Annotated in this window: 14 protein-coding genes; 11 read left to right on the top strand and 3 right to left on the bottom strand. The window is 70.3% G+C overall.

Annotated elements, in window-relative coordinates:
- Positions 1–204 precede the first annotated feature (204 nt).
- The 8 genes from ACGFJ2_RS42680 (at position 205) to ACGFJ2_RS42645 (ending at position 8908) form a co-directional block, all read left to right on the top strand.
- Positions 205–888 (top strand): GntR family transcriptional regulator, encoded by a 684-nt coding sequence (locus tag ACGFJ2_RS42680; protein ID WP_357946989.1) that lies wholly within the window; start codon positions 205–207, stop codon positions 886–888.
- A gap of 77 nt (positions 889–965) precedes the next feature.
- On the top strand, positions 966–2573 hold the full coding sequence (locus tag ACGFJ2_RS42675) for an ABC transporter substrate-binding protein (RefSeq protein ID WP_357946986.1): 1608 nt from the start codon (positions 966–968) through the stop codon (positions 2571–2573).
- On the top strand, positions 2573–3532 hold the full coding sequence (locus tag ACGFJ2_RS42670; RefSeq protein WP_358535375.1) for an ABC transporter permease: 960 nt from the start codon (positions 2573–2575) through the stop codon (positions 3530–3532). The genes ACGFJ2_RS42675 and ACGFJ2_RS42670 overlap by 1 nt, the downstream gene beginning before the upstream one ends.
- A complete protein-coding gene (locus tag ACGFJ2_RS42665) occupies positions 3525–4400 on the top strand; it encodes an ABC transporter permease (protein ID WP_364006290.1) in 876 nt (291 codons plus the stop codon). The genes ACGFJ2_RS42670 and ACGFJ2_RS42665 overlap by 8 nt, the downstream gene beginning before the upstream one ends.
- The gene (locus ACGFJ2_RS42660) at positions 4397–5365 is read left to right on the top strand and encodes an ABC transporter ATP-binding protein (protein ID WP_393478238.1); all 969 of its coding nucleotides are present in this window, start codon (positions 4397–4399) and stop codon (positions 5363–5365) included. Before ACGFJ2_RS42665 ends, ACGFJ2_RS42660 begins: the two co-directional genes overlap by 4 nt.
- Positions 5362–6330: an ABC transporter ATP-binding protein gene (locus ACGFJ2_RS42655; RefSeq protein ID WP_393478235.1), complete on the top strand. Its 969-nt coding sequence runs from the start codon at positions 5362–5364 to the stop codon at positions 6328–6330. Before ACGFJ2_RS42660 ends, ACGFJ2_RS42655 begins: the two co-directional genes overlap by 4 nt.
- Positions 6327–8162: a gamma-glutamyltransferase family protein gene (locus tag ACGFJ2_RS42650; RefSeq protein ID WP_393478233.1), complete on the top strand. Its 1836-nt coding sequence runs from the start codon at positions 6327–6329 to the stop codon at positions 8160–8162. Before ACGFJ2_RS42655 ends, ACGFJ2_RS42650 begins: the two co-directional genes overlap by 4 nt.
- Entirely contained in the window at positions 8159–8908 is a 750-nt protein-coding gene (locus tag ACGFJ2_RS42645) for a sulfite exporter TauE/SafE family protein (RefSeq protein WP_357946970.1), read from the top strand. The genes ACGFJ2_RS42650 and ACGFJ2_RS42645 overlap by 4 nt, the downstream gene beginning before the upstream one ends.
- Before the next feature lie 22 nt (positions 8909–8930).
- Here the strand turns inward: ACGFJ2_RS42645 and ACGFJ2_RS42640 are convergent, their stop codons facing one another.
- Genes ACGFJ2_RS42640 through ACGFJ2_RS42630 form a run of 3 tightly spaced genes read right to left on the bottom strand, consistent with a single transcriptional unit; the run spans position 8931 to position 11857 of the window.
- Positions 8931–10016 (bottom strand): glutamate--cysteine ligase, encoded by a 1086-nt coding sequence (locus ACGFJ2_RS42640; protein WP_357946968.1) that lies wholly within the window; start codon positions 10014–10016, stop codon positions 8931–8933.
- A 23-nt stretch (positions 10017–10039) separates the two neighbouring features.
- Positions 10040–10699, bottom strand: a complete 660-nt coding sequence (locus ACGFJ2_RS42635) for a M15 family metallopeptidase (RefSeq protein ID WP_393478228.1) — start codon at positions 10697–10699, stop codon at positions 10040–10042.
- Between the two features lie 12 nt (positions 10700–10711).
- A complete protein-coding gene (locus ACGFJ2_RS42630) occupies positions 10712–11857 on the bottom strand; it encodes an ROK family protein (protein ID WP_393478226.1) in 1146 nt (381 codons plus the stop codon).
- A 138-nt stretch (positions 11858–11995) separates the two neighbouring features.
- On the opposite strand from ACGFJ2_RS42630, the gene ACGFJ2_RS42625 reads away from it, so the two are divergent.
- The 3 genes from ACGFJ2_RS42625 to ACGFJ2_RS42615 are packed head-to-tail and all read left to right on the top strand — an operon-like array spanning position 11996 to position 15187.
- Positions 11996–13327 carry an extracellular solute-binding protein gene (locus ACGFJ2_RS42625; protein WP_357946961.1) on the top strand — a complete coding sequence of 444 codons (1332 nt, stop codon included), beginning with the start codon at positions 11996–11998 and terminating at the stop codon, positions 13325–13327.
- Between the two features lie 4 nt (positions 13328–13331).
- On the top strand, positions 13332–14339 hold the full coding sequence (locus tag ACGFJ2_RS42620) for a carbohydrate ABC transporter permease (protein ID WP_393478223.1): 1008 nt from the start codon (positions 13332–13334) through the stop codon (positions 14337–14339).
- Positions 14336–15187: a carbohydrate ABC transporter permease gene (locus ACGFJ2_RS42615; RefSeq protein WP_357946955.1), complete on the top strand. Its 852-nt coding sequence runs from the start codon at positions 14336–14338 to the stop codon at positions 15185–15187. The genes ACGFJ2_RS42620 and ACGFJ2_RS42615 overlap by 4 nt, the downstream gene beginning before the upstream one ends.
- Positions 15188–15200 lie beyond the last annotated feature (13 nt).

Here is a 15200-nt window from a genome sequence, read left to right as displayed (position 1 = left end):
CCCTCCGACCGAAAGGCCGCACCCCTGACCGACCCAAAGGCCCACGCGCCCGCCCAACTGAAAGGCCCGCACCCCTGACCGACCCAAAGACCGCGCGCCTGACCGACCGATAGGGCTGCCCGGCCTGACGACGTGTACGGCCTCACCCTCCGGATTCCCCGACAACACCGGAAACGGCCGTAACTTTGTATACGATTCCCTCAAATGACTGAGCTGACACTGGGCGGCGCCCATCTCCCCCTTCGCGACCAAGTGACCGCGGAGATCCGCCGACTCATCATCTCCGGCGAGCTCCCCCAAGGTGAGCGCCTGGTCGAGGACCGGCTGGCCGCAAGGCTGGGCGTGTCGCGCAACCCGGTGCGCGAGTCGATCCGGGTGCTCGCCGCCGAGGGGTTCGTGCAGGTCATCCCCAGGATCGGCGCCACCGTGGCGCGGCTGTCGCCGGCCGAGGCCGAGGAGCTCTTCGACGTGCGGATGGCGATCGAGGGGCTGGCGGCCCGGCTGGCGGCGCGCAAGCGGACCCCGGAGACGGCCGCGCGGTTGCGGCTGGTGCTCGACTCGGCCAAGGAGGCGGTCGAGGAGGGTCGGCTCGAACGGGTGGCCGACCTCAACACCGCCTTCCACCTGGCCGTGGGTGAGGTGGCGGGCAACTCGTACCTCAATCTGATGATGGCGCCGATGCTGCTGCGGGCTCAGTGGGTGTTCCGGCAGACCGCGGCCGCGCGCGGACCGCACTCCTGGTCGGAGCACCTGAGCCTGTGCGAGGCCATCGCGGCGGGCGACGAGGACGAGGCCCAGGCCAGGGCGGTCGCGCACGTCGCCGCGGCCAGGCGGTCGTTCCTGGCTGCCGTGGCGAAGCCCCAGCAAGATGAGAAAACGGTCGGATAACAACATGTGGTGACGAAACACCGTTGAAATCCAGGTTCTTGTATACAGTCTCCTAAAGCTCGTCCCCCGGAGGCATCATGAGACCCAGGCTGGTCTTGACGCTCGCCGTACTTCCCATAGCCCTGACGGCTTGCGGTGGAGGCGGTTCGAGCGGCACCCCCGTCGCCCCGTCAGTGGCCGACGCCACGTCCGACAGCCGCGCCGTCAAGAGCGGCGGCACCCTGAACATCGCGCTCAACGCCGACCCCGACGCGCTCGACCCGAGCGTGTCCACCACGCTGGTGGGCCGCGAGGTGTTCGCGAGCATGTGCGAGAAGCTCTTCGACATCGACGCGAAGGCCACGCTGGTCCCGCAGCTCGCCACCGCCCTGCCCGAGGTCTCGGGCGACGGCAAGGAAGTGACGATCAAGCTGCGCGAGGGCGTGAAGTTCAACGACGGCACCGCCTTCGACGCGGAGGCGGTCAAGAAGTCGCTCGATCGCCACCGTACGTGGGAGAAGTCGGCCCGCCAGGCCGACCTGGCCGCCGTGTCGAAGGTGAGCGTGGTCGATCCGGCCACCGTCAAGCTCACGCTGGCGCGCGCGTTCACGCCGCTGACGGCGCAGCTCGCCGACCGCGCCGGGATGATCATGTCGCCCAAGGCGCTGGAGGCGGCGGGCGACAACTTCGGCGCGAGCCCGGTGTGCGTCGGGCCGTTCAAGTTCGCCGCGCGCACCTCCGGCAGCCAGATCGTGCTGGACAAGGCGCCCGACTACTACGACGCCGCCAAGGTGAAGCTCGACAAGCTCGTATACAAAATCATCGTCGACCCGAACGTACGGGCCGCGAACCTGAAGTCCGGCGACGTCCAGGTGGCCGACCAGCTGGCCACGACCACGGTCAAGGGCGTGCAGGCCGACCCGAACCTCACCGTCGTGTCCGGCGGCGGGCTCGGCTACTACGGCCTGACGATCAACACCGGCAACGCCAACGGCTCCACCGAGAAGCCGGGCACGGTCAGCACCCCGCTGGCCAAGAGCCCGCAGCTGCGGGAGGCGTTCGAGCTGGCGCTGGACCGCGACCAGATCAACAAGACCGTCTACAACGGCCTGTACGAGGCCGACTGCTTCCCGCTGCCCGCCGACAGCCCTTACCGCTCGCCCTCGCTCCAGTGCGCCAAGCGCGACCTGGCCAAGGCCAAGCAGCTGGTGCAGGCCTCCGGCGTGCCGACGCCCATCCCGGTCACGCTGACCACGCCCAACGACGCCACCAACCAGCGTCTGGCCCAGGTCATCCAGCAGATGACCAAGGAGGCGGGCTTCAACGTCACGGTCCAGACGGCCGAGTTCGTCAGCACGCTGGAGCAGGGCAAGGCCGGCAAGTTCGACACCGTGCTCAACGGCTGGTCGGGCCGCGTGGACCCGGACGGCAACCTGTCGAACCTGATCACCAGCCGCGGCAGCAACAACTACAGCGGCATGTCCGACCCCGGCATCGACGACCCGATCAAGGAGGCCGCGGCGGTCACGGAGCCGGCCCAGCGCGCCGAGCTGTACGCCAAGGCGTTGCAGCGGGCGGCCGAGGTGCGCGGCGTCGTGTACCTGTATCACAACAAGTACTACCTGGGCATGAACAAGACCGTCGCCGGTGTCCAGTACTTCAAGGATGGCCTGCCCCGCTTCGTCACCGCTGGGTTCGCCGCCTGATGGTCTGGTTCATCCTCCGCAGAGCGGGCTCGGCGGTGATCGTGCTGTTCCTGGCCAGCATCCTGATCTTCCTCGGGATCAGGGCGCTGCCCGGGGACCCGGCCGTGGTGATGGCCGGTGAGGAGGCCTCGCCCGCGATGGTCGAGGCGATCCGCCACGAGTTCGGCCTGGACAAGCCCCTGCCGGCCCAATACCTCGACTACGTGGGCCAGACCCTGTCCGGCAACCTCGGCCGCTCCACCCAGGATCAGCTGCCGGTGGCCGACATCCTGGCCGAGCGGCTGCCGGTCACGCTGGAGCTGTCGGCGCTGGCCCTGCTGGTGGCGATCGTCGTGGGCCTGGGCGCGGGCATCGTGGCCGCGATGAAGCGGGGCCGGCTGCCCGACTACGTGGCCACCGGCTTCGGCCTGGCGGGGCTGTCCGTGCCGCACTTCTGGCTGGGCCTGCTCGGCATCCTGCTGTTCGCGGTGACGCTGCGCTGGCTGCCCGCCTCCGGGTACGTCCCGTTCACCCAGGACGCCGGCCAGAACCTGCAGCGCATGATCCTGCCCGCCCTGGTGCTCGGCACCGGGTTCGCGGCGATCCTGATGCGGCAGACGCGCTCGGCCATGCTGGGCGCGCTGTCGGCCGACTATGTGCGGACCGCCCGGTCCAAGGGCCTGTCGGAGGCCAAGGTGGTGGGCGCGCACGCGCTGCGCAACAGCCTCACGACCGTGGTGACCGTCCTGGGCCTGCAACTGGGCGCGCTGATCAGCGGCGCGGTGGTGACGGAGCAGATCTTCGTCATCCCCGGTTTCGGCAAGCTGACCGTGGACGCCGTGCTCACCCGCAACTATCCGGTCATCCAGGCCGTGGTGCTGATCACGGTCATCGGGTACGTGCTGGTCAACCTCCTGGTCGACATCGCCTACGCCTTCCTCAACCCCCGCATCCGGCTGTCGGGAGGCGGGCATGGCTGAGGCACTGGCCGTACCGGTGACGACGGGCCGGGCCGATCGCCGCCGCAGGCTGTGGCGGCGCTTCAGGCGGCGTCCGATGCCGATGGCAGGGCTGGTGCTCGTTGCCGGGTTCCTGCTGCTGGCGCTGCTCGGACCCCTGCTCACCGGCGATCCGTCGGCGCAGGACTACACCGCCACGCTGGCGCCGCCGTCGGGTGCGCACCCGCTCGGCACCGACGACCTGGGCCGCGACGCCCTGGCCAGGATCGCGCACGGGGCGCAGGTCTCGCTGCAGGCCGGCGTGCTGTCCACACTGCTGGCCATGGTGATCGGCATCCCGATCGGGCTGGTGGCCGGGTTCTACCGGCGCTGGCTGGACCCGGTCGTGATGCGGCTGGTCGACGTGACGCTGGCCTTCCCGTTCCTGGTTTTCGCGGTGGGGCTGGCGGCGATCATCGGCCCCTCGCTGAAGGGTGTGGTGCTGGCGCTCGGCTTCTCCCAGTTGCCGGCGGTCATCCGGATCACCCGTGGCGAGGTGCTGGCGATCAGGGAGATGGACTACGTGGCCGCGGCCATCGCCGACGGCGCGACCGACCGCCACATCCTGCTCCGCTACGTGCTGCCGAACTGCTCCAGCCCGCTCATTGTGCAGGCCACGGTGGCGATCCCGGCGGCGATCATCGGTGAGTCGACCCTGTCGTTCCTGGGCCTGGGGGTCCAGCCGCCGACGCCGTCGTGGGGCGTGATGCTCACCACCGCCCAGCAGTACCTGGACGTCGCGCCGTGGCTGGCGATCTGGCCGGGACTGATGATCGCGCTGGCCACGCTCGGCTTCAACCTGCTGGGCGACGGGCTGCGTGACGTTCTCGACCCGAGGAGCGGCCGATGAGCCTACTCGAGATCACCGATCTGACCGTCGACTTCGACACCGAGGACGGCCTGGTACAGGCGGTCAGGGGCATCTCGCTCGAACTGGGCGAGGGCGAGATCCTGGCGCTCTGCGGCGAGTCGGGCTGCGGCAAGTCGGTCACCGCGATGTCCGTGCCGAGGCTGCTGCCGCCGAACACGACCAGGCTGTCGGGCTCGGTCAAGCTCGACGGCCGCGAGCTGACCACGCTGCCCGAGTCGCGGATGCGGCAGATCAGGGGCAAGGACGTGTCGGTCGTCTTCCAGGAGCCGATGACCTCGCTCAACCCGTCGTTCACGGTCGGCTACCAGATCACCGAGGTGCTGCGCAGGCACGAAGGTCTCTCCCGCAGGGCCGCGCGGGACCGCGCGGTGGAGCTGCTCGAACTGGTCGGCATCCCGCTGCCCGCCCGCCGGATCAAGGAGTACCCGCACCAGCTCTCGGGCGGCATGCGCCAGCGGGTGATGATCGCGATCGCGGTGGCCTGCTCGCCGCGCGTGCTGATCGCCGACGAGCCCACGACCGCGCTGGACGTGACGATCCAGGCGGGCGTGCTCGACGTGTTCCGCGACCTGCGCGACCGGCTCGGCACCGCGGTCATCCTGATCACCCATGACCTGGGCGTGGTCGCCGACATCGCCGACCGGGCCGTGGTCATGTACGCGGGCCGGGCCGTGGAGCAGGCGCCCGTCACCGAGCTGTTCGCGCGACCGCGCCATCCGTACACGCTCGGCCTGATGAACGCCCTGCCGTCGGCCGCCGTGAACGGCCGGCTCGCCGAGATCCCCGGCATGGTGCCCTCGCCGCTGACGGACCCGGACGAGTGCGCCTTCCAGGCGCGCTGCACCCGCGCGCAGGACGACTGCCGAAGCAAAAGACCCCAACTAGAACCCCAACTGCCGGACGATCATCTGGCGGCCTGCTTCCACCCGGGAGGGCGGTCGTGATCCTGGAGATCGACAACCTGGTCAAGCACTACGGCCAGGTACGCGCCGTGGACGGCCTGTCGCTGAACATCGGCCAGGGCGAGGTGCTCGGCCTCGTCGGCGAATCGGGCAGCGGCAAGTCGACCGTCGGCAAGTGCGTACTGCGGCTGACCGAGCCCACCTCGGGCGGCATCCGGCTCGACGGCCGCGACATCACCCACCTGTCGCGCCGGGCCATGCGCCCGCTGCGCAGGGACGTCCACATGGTCTTCCAGGACCCCTACTCCTCGCTCAACCCGCGCTTCACGATCGAGCAGATCGTCGGCGAGCCGCTGCTGCACCACGGGATCGCGAGCCGACGCGAGGCCGGCGGGCGGGTCGCCGCCATGCTGGAGCAGGTCGGGCTGCGGCCGGAGATGAGGACGCGCTTCCCGCACGAGCTGTCCGGCGGGCAGCGGCAGCGGGTGGGGCTGGCCCGCGCGCTGATCCTGGAGCCCAAGCTGGTGGTGGCCGACGAGCCGGTGTCCGCGCTGGACGTGTCGGTGCAGGCGTCGGTGCTCAACCTGATCACCGACCTGCAGCGGGAGATGGGCTTCTCCTGCCTGTTCATCACCCATGACCTGTCGGTGGTGGAGTTCCTGGCCGACCGGATCGCGGTCATGTACCTGGGCAAGATCGTGGAGTCGGGGCCGACGGCGCAGATCTTCGCCGAACCCCGCCACCCCTACACGCAGGCACTGCTGTCGGCGGCGCCGGTGGCCGATCCGGTCAGGCAGCGCGAACGGCGCCGGATCGTGCTGGGCGGCGACGTGCCGAGCCCGGTCGACCCGCCCGCCGGCTGCCGCTTCCACACCCGGTGCCCGCTGGCGTACGACGCCTGCCGGACGAGCGAGCCGGCACTGACGGACCCCCGTACGAGCGGCCACCCGGTCGCCTGTCACCTGGTCACGGCGGACCACGTGCCCGACGCGGCCGCCACCCGATGAAGGGACGCGCTTTGTTCACCACCAGGCCCGAGCTGACCGGAGACTTCGGCATGGTGGCCAGCACGCACTGGCTGGCCTCCGCTACCGGCATGAGCGTGCTCGAACGCGGCGGCAACGCCTTCGACGCGGCCGTCGCCGCCGGATTCGTCCTTCAGGTGGCGGAGCCGCACCTGAACGGGCCCGCCGGCGAGGTGCCCATCCTGCTGTGGAGCCAGGACGAGGAGCGGGTGTCGGTCGTGTGCGGGCAGGGCGTCGCCCCCGCCGCCGCCACGATCGACCGGTTCACCGGCCTGGGGCTCGACGTGGTGCCCGGCACCGGGCTGCTGGCGGCCACCGTACCCGGGGCGTTCGGCGGCTGGATGCTCATGCTGGAGCGCTGGGGCACCTGGACGCTGGCCGACGTGCTCGAACCCGCCATCCACTACGCCACCCACGGCGTCCCGGTGCTCGACCGGATCGCCGCCACGGTCACGTCGGTCGAGCGGCTCTTCCTCGAGGACTGGCCGACGTCGGCCGCGACCTGGCTGCCGCAGGGGAAGGTGCCGGGAGCCAAGCTGACCAATCCCGTGCTGGCCGCCACCTACCGCAGGCTCGTCTCCGAGGCGCGGGCCGCGTCGCCCAGCCGTGAGGGGCAGATCGCGGCCGCCCGCGACGCCTGGTACCAGGGGTTCGTCGCCGAGACCATCGCCCGGTTCAGCACCGAGACCGCTTGGCGCGACAGCTCGGGCGAGGTCCACGGCGGTCTGCTCACCGGCGACGACCTGGCGGGCTGGTCGGCGTCGGTCGAGGAGCCGGTCACCTTCGACTACCACGGGCACACGGTCTGCAAGACGGGCCCGTGGGGGCAGGGACCGGTCTTCCTGCAGCAGCTCGCCCTGCTGTCGGGGTTCGACCTGGACGCGATGGGGCAGCTCAGCGCCGACTACGTGCACACGGTGATCGAGAGCGCCAAGCTCGCCTTCGCCGATCGCGAAGCCTGGTACGGCGACGCCGAGGTGCCGATGGCCGACCTGCTCGACGACGAGTACAGCGCGAAGCGGCGCGCGATCATCGGCGTCGAGGCCAGCATGGAGCTGCGGCCGGGCGCACCAGGCGGGCGCCCGCCTCGGCTGCCGGTGTTCCCCGGTGCCGGCACGGTCAGCACCGCGCCGGGCATCTCGGGCGTACGGTCCGGTGTGGGCGAGCCCACGGTCAGCGCTGTGGGCGAGCCCACGGTCGGCTCCGACGGCTCCACCCGTGGCGACACCTGTCACGTGGACGTCGTGGACCGGCACGGCAACATGGTCTCCGCCACGCCGAGTGGCGGCTGGCTGCAGAGCTCGCCCACGATTCCGGAGCTGGGCTTCTGTCTCGGCACGCGGGCGCAGATGTTCTGGCTGCAGGAAGGACTGCCCGCCTCGCTGCGGCCGGGCACGCGCCCGCGCACCACGCTGTCGCCGTCGTTCGCGCTGCGCGAGGGCAAGCCGTGGCTCGCCTTCGGTACGCCCGGCGGCGACCAGCAGGACCAGTGGAGCCTGAACTTCTTCCTCTCCCTCGTCCACGGTTCCCTCGCCCACGGGCGGCTCAACCTGCAGCAGGCCGTCGACGCCCCCATGTTCCACTCCGAGCACTTCCCCAGCTCGTTCTTCCCGCGCGGCTCCCGGCCGGGCGTCATGCACGTGGAGAACCGGCTGGACCCGGCGGTGATCGCCGAGCTCCGGCGGCGTGGCCACCAGGTGGAGGTGCAGGGGCCGTGGTCGCTCGGCCGGCTCAGCGCGGTCGCCCGTGACGGCGGCTTCCTGAAGGCCGCCGCCAACCCGCGCGGCGCCCAGGGCTACGCGGCCGGCCGATGATCGAGCTGTCCGAGCTGGCCTTCCTGGCCGGGGCGGGCCTGCTGGCCGGGGCGGTCAACGCCCTGGCCGGCGGGGGCACCCTGATCTCCTTTCCGGCGCTGCTGGCGCTCGGCTATCCGAGCATCACCGCCTCGGTGACGAACGCGGTGGCGCTGTGGCCCGGCTACCTGGGCGGCGTCCTGGGGTACCGGGCCGAGCTGCGCGGGCAGCGGCGCCGGGCGACGGTGCTCGCGGCCACCACCGTGCTCGGCGCGATCGCGGGCAGCTCGCTGCTGCTGCTCACACCGGGGCGGCTGTTCGACTCGCTGGTGCCGTGGCTGGTGGCCTTCGCCAGTCTGGCGCTGCTGGCCCAGCCCTGGCTGCGCAAGCGCTTCGAGGGTGACGGGCGGCAGGGCACCAGCGGGCTGGTCCACGTCGGGGTGTTCCTCGGTGGCTGCTACGGCGCCTACTTCAACGGCGGCATGGGGGTGCTGCTGCTGGCGGTGCTCGGGCTGTTCCTGCATGACGACCTGCATCGGGTCAACGCCGTGCGGGCGACCCTGTCGCTGGTGATCAGCACGGTGTCGGTGGTGGCGTTCTCGCTGTTCGGGCCCGTGCGGTGGGAGGCGGTGGCGGTGGTCGCGCCGGCGAGCCTGGCGGGTGGCTTCCTCGGCACCCGTCTGGCCCGGCTCATGCCGCCCGCGGTGCTGCGCGGCGTGGTGGTCGTCTTCGGGCTGGGCGTAGCGACCGTGCTGGCCCTTCGCTGAACGCTGGCCCTGCGCTGACCGGTCAGGCGACCGTGGCCTCGATCAGGTCGTCCACGACCGCCGCCAGGTGCCCGGTGCGGGCGTGCGCCCTGCGCTGCCGCTCCGCTCCGGAACCCCGGCCGAGCAGCCGGTCCAGCCCTTCTTCGACCACCGGCAGATCACCGGCCTCGGCCGCGGCGTCCCGTACGTGCTCCAGAAGACGGCCCGCCATCACCCGCGCCGGCACCAGCGCACCCTCACGCACGTCGAGACTGTCGCCGCCCAGGCCGTCACGGGCGGCGCGCCAGTAGGCGGCCCGTATGACCTCCGACGGGATCGGCGGCCCGCGGTCACCGTGCGCCACGGCGGCCAGCGCGGTCACGACCAGGCTGCGGATCAGCCCGATGATGGTAAGGCTGTCGCTGACATCCAGCGGTACGTCGGCGACGCGCACCTCGATGGTCGGCAGCGAGGGTGACGGGCGCGCGTCCCAGTACACCGTCTTGGGGTCCATCAGCGCGCCCGACTGCGACAGCGCGCGCAGCGCCAGCTCGTAGTCGGCGTACGACGGGAAGTACGGCGGCGCGCCCGAGACCGGCCACCGGCCCCAGCTGATCACCCGCCAGGACGCGTAGCCGGTGTCGCGCCCCACGAAGAAGGGCGAGTTCGCGGCCAGCGCGATCAGCGTGGGCAGCCATGGGCGTAGGTGATTGCCGACGTAGACGGCCTGTTCCTCGTCGGGGACGTCCACGTGCACGTGCAGGGCGCAGATGGTGAGCTCGTCCTGCAGCGCGCGGTAGAGGATCCGGCCCTGCTCGTAGCGGACGTCGTCGGTGAGCGGAATCGGCACCACGTCACCGAGGACGGGAATGCCGCTGGCGACCACGGCCAGCCCGCACGAGCGGGCCGCCGCGGCCACCTCCTTGCGCGCGGCCCTCAGCCGCGTGCCTAACTCACCGAGGTCGGCCGAAGGGGCGGTACGGGCCTCGACCTGGAAACGGGTGATCTCGTGAACGACGTCTAGGACGTCCGTCGCGGCGGCCAACACCTCTGCCGCCCGGGGAGCCACGTGGCGCGACCAGGGATCGACGATGAGGTACTCCTCCTCGATCCCGATAAGAGGAGTCACATCCCTTTTATGCCCCTTTTCCGCTAGGCAAAGCGATGTGGGCCATAGAGTGCGTACGGCCTTCCCTCGGCGAGCGCCCAATACCGGTCGCCGAAGGACCAGTGCCACCACTCCGTCGGGTAGTTGACCAGGCCGACAGGCTCCAGGGCGTCAGCGAGGATCTTGCGATGGGCGCGGGCGTCGGCCGAGATGTTCGTGGCGTCCATGTAGCAGGCGCCGTCGCTCTCCTCCGGGTTGTCGTTGACCTGGGTGCCCATGTCGTACTCCGTGCCGTCGGGCGCGGTGAGCGTCAGGTCGACGGCGGCTCCGGCGGTGTGCGGGGCGACTTCGACCGGCGACACATACCGACTCGCCGCGATATATGCCTCGTCAGGCGACATTTCGGGGAAAGCAGCGCGCAGCCCGTCGCGGTACTCATCGAAGATCCGGCGCTGCGTGTCGATCGGCCGGTAGCCCTCGACGACCAGCAGGTGGAAGCCGTCGGGCAGTCGCCGTTCGGCCCGCTCCAGCCGCGCCAGCAGCCCGGACCGCAGGTGCGCGTAGGCACCCGCGCGGTCGGCCATCCGCTCGTCCACACACAGGCGGCCGCGTACGTCCGCCAGTTCCTCGCCGTTGTCGCGCACCGGGATCGCGGCGACGCGGGGATCAGAGATCAGCACGATGTCGCTCGTGGGCTGCCACATAGGCAGAAATTCTCACACAGTGTCGGAGAAAACCTGATCTCGGGCCTGCGCCAAGGCCGCGACCAGGGCGCCGCGCAGCACCGGATTGCCCGCCACCCCGGTCGTGACGACCTTGGGCCGGGTCGGGCAGAACCGGGCGACGGCCTCCTCGACCTTGGCGGCCAGACGTTCGCCGCCCGCCCGGCCGACGTCGCCGCTGAGCACGATCAGGCCGGGGTCGAGGACGACCGTCACGGCCGCGGCCCCCACCGCCAGGCGCGCCGCCACCTCGTCCAGGTACCCGTCGCAGCCGTTGCGTACCTGGTCGGGGACCGTGGCGCCGAGCACGCCGTGCGTGGTGGCGAGCCCGCTCAGCGCGTCGTGCCCGACCAGCCGCTGGAAGGAGCCCGAGGTCGGCTGCGTCACATCGAGGGGCAGCGGTTCGCCCGGCACGGGCAGCCAGCCGATCTCACCCGCCGTCCCGGTGATGCCCCGGTGCAGCCGCCCGCCGAGCATGACGCCCAGCCCTTGGCCGACGCCCGCCCAGATGACCACGAAGTCGTCGTGTCCGGCGGCGGCGCCGTAGCGGTGCTCGGCCAGCGCGACCAGGTTCACGTCGTTCTCGATGATCACCGGAACGCCCAGCGTCTGGCGCAGGCTGGCCAGCACGCCGACGTGCCAGGCCGGCAGGTCGCAGGAGAAGCGCACGTCGCCGCTGCCCGGATCGACCACGCCCCTGGTGCCGATCACGAAGGCGCGCAGCTGTGACAGGCTGACGCGGGCCGAGGCGCAGGCCCGCTGGACGGCGGAGTGCACGGCCTTGACCGGATCCCCGTCCGCCGGGTTGACGGTGACCTCGACCACGATCTGCCCTGTGATGTCCGCCACACCAACGGTGAGGCTGTCGGGCAGCACTTCGAGCCCGGCGACGTACGCGCTGGACGGGTTCACCGCGTACAGGGCCGCGTGCGGACCCCTGCCTCCCGCCCGCTCCCCCGCCACCCGGACGAGCCCCCGCTCCTCCAGCCGGGCAAGCAGCTGACCTGCGGTCACCTTGGACAAGCCGGTCCGCTCACCGAGCTCCGCACGGGTCAGCGGCCCGTCCTCCAGGAGGAGTTCGAGTGCCGTGCGGTCGTTCAACCGGCGGAGCAGCCGAGGGATCCCCGGACTTCGGCTCATCGACGCGCTCCCTCTCGTCACGAATGGCTAACGGGCGTTTTTTTTAAGAAAGTTTCTTGTTAGTTTAGCAGCAGTCGTTCGGACATGCAGATCAGCCTGGTGCGGACCGCAAGCGAGCACCCGGGAAGGGAGAACCCTGTGAGGATCGCGCAGATCACCGCCACTACGGTCACCACGGCCGCTCTGGCCCTGGGCCTGGCCGCCTGTGGTTCCGGCGGGACGCCCGCGGCTTCGCCGAGCGCGGCGGCCTCCGCCCCCGCGTCCGGCCCCAAGTACGCGGGCAAGGAGCTGACCTTCTGGCGCCTGGGCGACAGCAACCCCGCCGCGCAGAAGTACACCGACGAGCTGGTCGCCGCCTTCGAGCAGCAGACCGGCGCCAAGGTGAAGGTCGAGTGGATCCCGTGGCCGCAGGTGAACGACAAGTTCACCGCCGCGGCGGCCGGTGGCACCGGTCCCGACGTCACCGAGATCGGCAACGACCAGGTGCCGCTGTGGCAGAGCCAGGAGGCCCTGGAGCCCGTCACCGACATCGTCGCCTCGGGCGACCAGGCGCAGATCCCGAAGAACCTGATGGGCCTGGAGACTATCGACGGCGAGACGTACGCCGTGCCGTGGGGCGGCGGCAGCCGGGCGGTCCTGTACCGGGCCGACTGGTTCAAGGAGCTCAAGATCGAGGTCCCGAAGACCTGGGACGACCTGGTCGCCGCGGCCAAGAAGATCCAGTCCAAGAAGGGCAAGGACGTCGACGGGTTCGCCTTCAACGGCGGCTCCGACGCCAACCACCTGCTGGGCGCCCTCGCCTGGACCGCCGGCGGCGACTACGCCGTCAAGGAGGGCGACAAGTGGGTCGGCAAGCTGACCGACCCCGCCTTCAAGTCCGGCTTCGCCCAGTACACCGGCCTGGTCACCGACGGCCTGTCCAGCAAGTCGCGGCTCACCCAGAACACCACCGACATCCGCACCCGCTTCGCCAACAACAAGGTCGGCATGTACCTCACCGCGTCGTGGGACCTGCCGGGCATCGACGAGGACAGCAAGGGCAAGCTCAAGGGCGACAAGCTGGCCTTCTTCCCGCTCCCGTCCAAGGACGGCGGCGAGGCGCAGTCCTTCCTCGGCGGCAACGACATCGCCGTGTGGGGTGGCGCCAAGGAGAAGGACGCGGCCAAGGAGTTCGTGAAGCTGGCCTCCGGCAAGGAGTGGGGCGACAAGTACGCCAAGGACGGCGGCCTGCTCCCCGTCTACCCGGACGCCCTGGCCGCGCTGGCCAGCGACCCGGCTCAGGCGCCGTTCGCCGCCGCCTTCGCCAAGGCCAAGGCCTTCCCGGCCAGCCCGCACTGGACCGAGGCCAACGAGACCAAGGCGGTGCTGCAGAACGCGGCCCGCACGGTGATCGAGGGCAAGTCGTCGGCCGACGACGCGCTGGCCAAGGCCAACAAGGAGCTCGAAGACATCCTCAACGCCGCCTCCTAGCCTTATGACGAACACCTCGACGCTCGCCAGGGGTGGCGGCCAGTCCTCCACCCCGCGGCGGCCCAACTCCCACCGCCCGGCCCGGGCCAGCGGCCTGCCCACCTGGTCGGTGCCGTACGTGCTGCTGATCCCCGGCCTGCTGGTGATCGGGGCGCTGCTGCTCTACCCGCTGTTCCAGGTCGGGATCATCGCCTTCCAGAAGGTGGGCCTGGTCCAGATCAGCGGCAGGAAGCCCGCCACCTGGGTCGGCTGGGACAACTTCACCCGCATCTTCGACAACGAGATCTTCTGGTCCTCGCTGCGCAACACGCTCGTCTTCGCCGTCGTCGCGGTGTCGCTGACGCTGATCGTCGGCACGGCGGTGGGCGTCCTGCTCAACAAGCTCGGCAGAAAGATGTCCACGTTCGTGGTGGTCGGCATCATGTTCGCGTGGGCCGTGCCGCCGGTGGCGCAGGGCGTCATCTGGAAGTGGCTGTTCGACGCGGAGGCGGGGGTCATCAACTGGGCACTCAACCTGCTGCCCGACTGGCTGTCGAGCCTGCTCTTCGGCCGGACCGACTGGACCGGCCAGCCCTGGCTCAACGACGCGTGGTCCATCTACATGGTGCTGATCATCTGCGTCGTCTGGGCGAGCTTCCCGTTCGTGGCCGTGTCGGTGCTGGCAGGGCTCAAGGGCATCCCGGCCGAGCTGTACGAGGCCGCGCGAGTGGACGGGGCGTCGGCCTGGCGGACGTTCAGGAAGATTACCTTTCCGCTGCTCAAGCCGGTCTTCGCGGTGCTGACCGTACTGTCGATCATCTGGGACTTCAAGGTCTTCTCCCAGCTGTACGTGCTCATGGGCGGTCCATCGAACCGTGAGGCGTTCAACCTGTCGATCTACTCCTACGCCGAGGCTTTCCGGCCGCCGCCCAAGATGGGCTCCGGCGCGGCGATCGCCCTGGTGCTGACCGCGATCCTGCTGGTCGTCACCGCGGTGTACGTCAGGCAGCTCGTCAAGCAGGAGGAGATGTGAGCCCGCTCGCGCGCAAACAACTCGGCAAGATCGCGCTGAACGCGGCCGGGCTGCTGGTGTTCCTGATCGCGATCTTCCCCGTGTACTGGATGGCCTCGACCTCGTTCAAGGCCAACGACCAGATCTTCACCACCGACTTCATCCCGTTCCCCACCCATTTCACCTTCGAGCACGTCGACCGGGTGCTGAGCGAGGGCGTGGCCGGGCACTCGATCTGGCTCTACATGCGCAACAGCGCCATCGTGGCGGGGGGCACCGTGCTCATCGGGGCGGTCTTCTCGCTGCTGGCGGCGACCGCGGTGGCCCGCTTCAGGTTCAAGGGGCGCAACACGTTCCTGATCCTGCTGCTGATCGTGCAGATGATCCCCTCCGAGGCGCTGCTCATCCCGCTGTTCCTGAGCGTCAAGCGGCTCGGCCTGTACGACCAGCTGGCCGGCCTGATCCTCGTCAACGTGGGGCTCACGCTGCCCTTCGGCATCTGGATGCTGCGCACGTTCGTCGCCGCCGTGCCCAAGTCGCTGGAGGAGGCGGCCTGGATCGACGGCGCGGGGCGGATGGCCACGTTCTGGAAGGTGCTCTTCCCCCTGGTCGCGCCGGGCCTGGTGGCCACCAGCATCTTCTCGTTCATCACCGCGTGGAACGAGCTGATCTTCGCGCTGGTCCTGATGAGCGGCTCGGAGGGCTACACGATGCCGGTCGCCATGCAGTACTTCTTCGGGCAGAAGGGCACCGACTGGGGCGCCATCATGGCCAGCTCCACGATGATGACCATCCCGGTCGTCGTCTTCTTCCTGCTGGTTCAGCGCCGCATGGTCTCCGGTCTGGTGGCCGGGGCCGTCAAGGGCTGACCGATCCACGGAT

Source organism: Nonomuraea sp. NPDC049028 (genome assembly GCF_043197735.1).
Classification (GTDB): Bacteria; Actinomycetota; Actinomycetes; order Streptosporangiales; family Streptosporangiaceae; genus Nonomuraea.
Note: the sequence above shows the minus strand (reverse complement) of the source record. Positions and strands in the feature narration are given on the sequence as shown.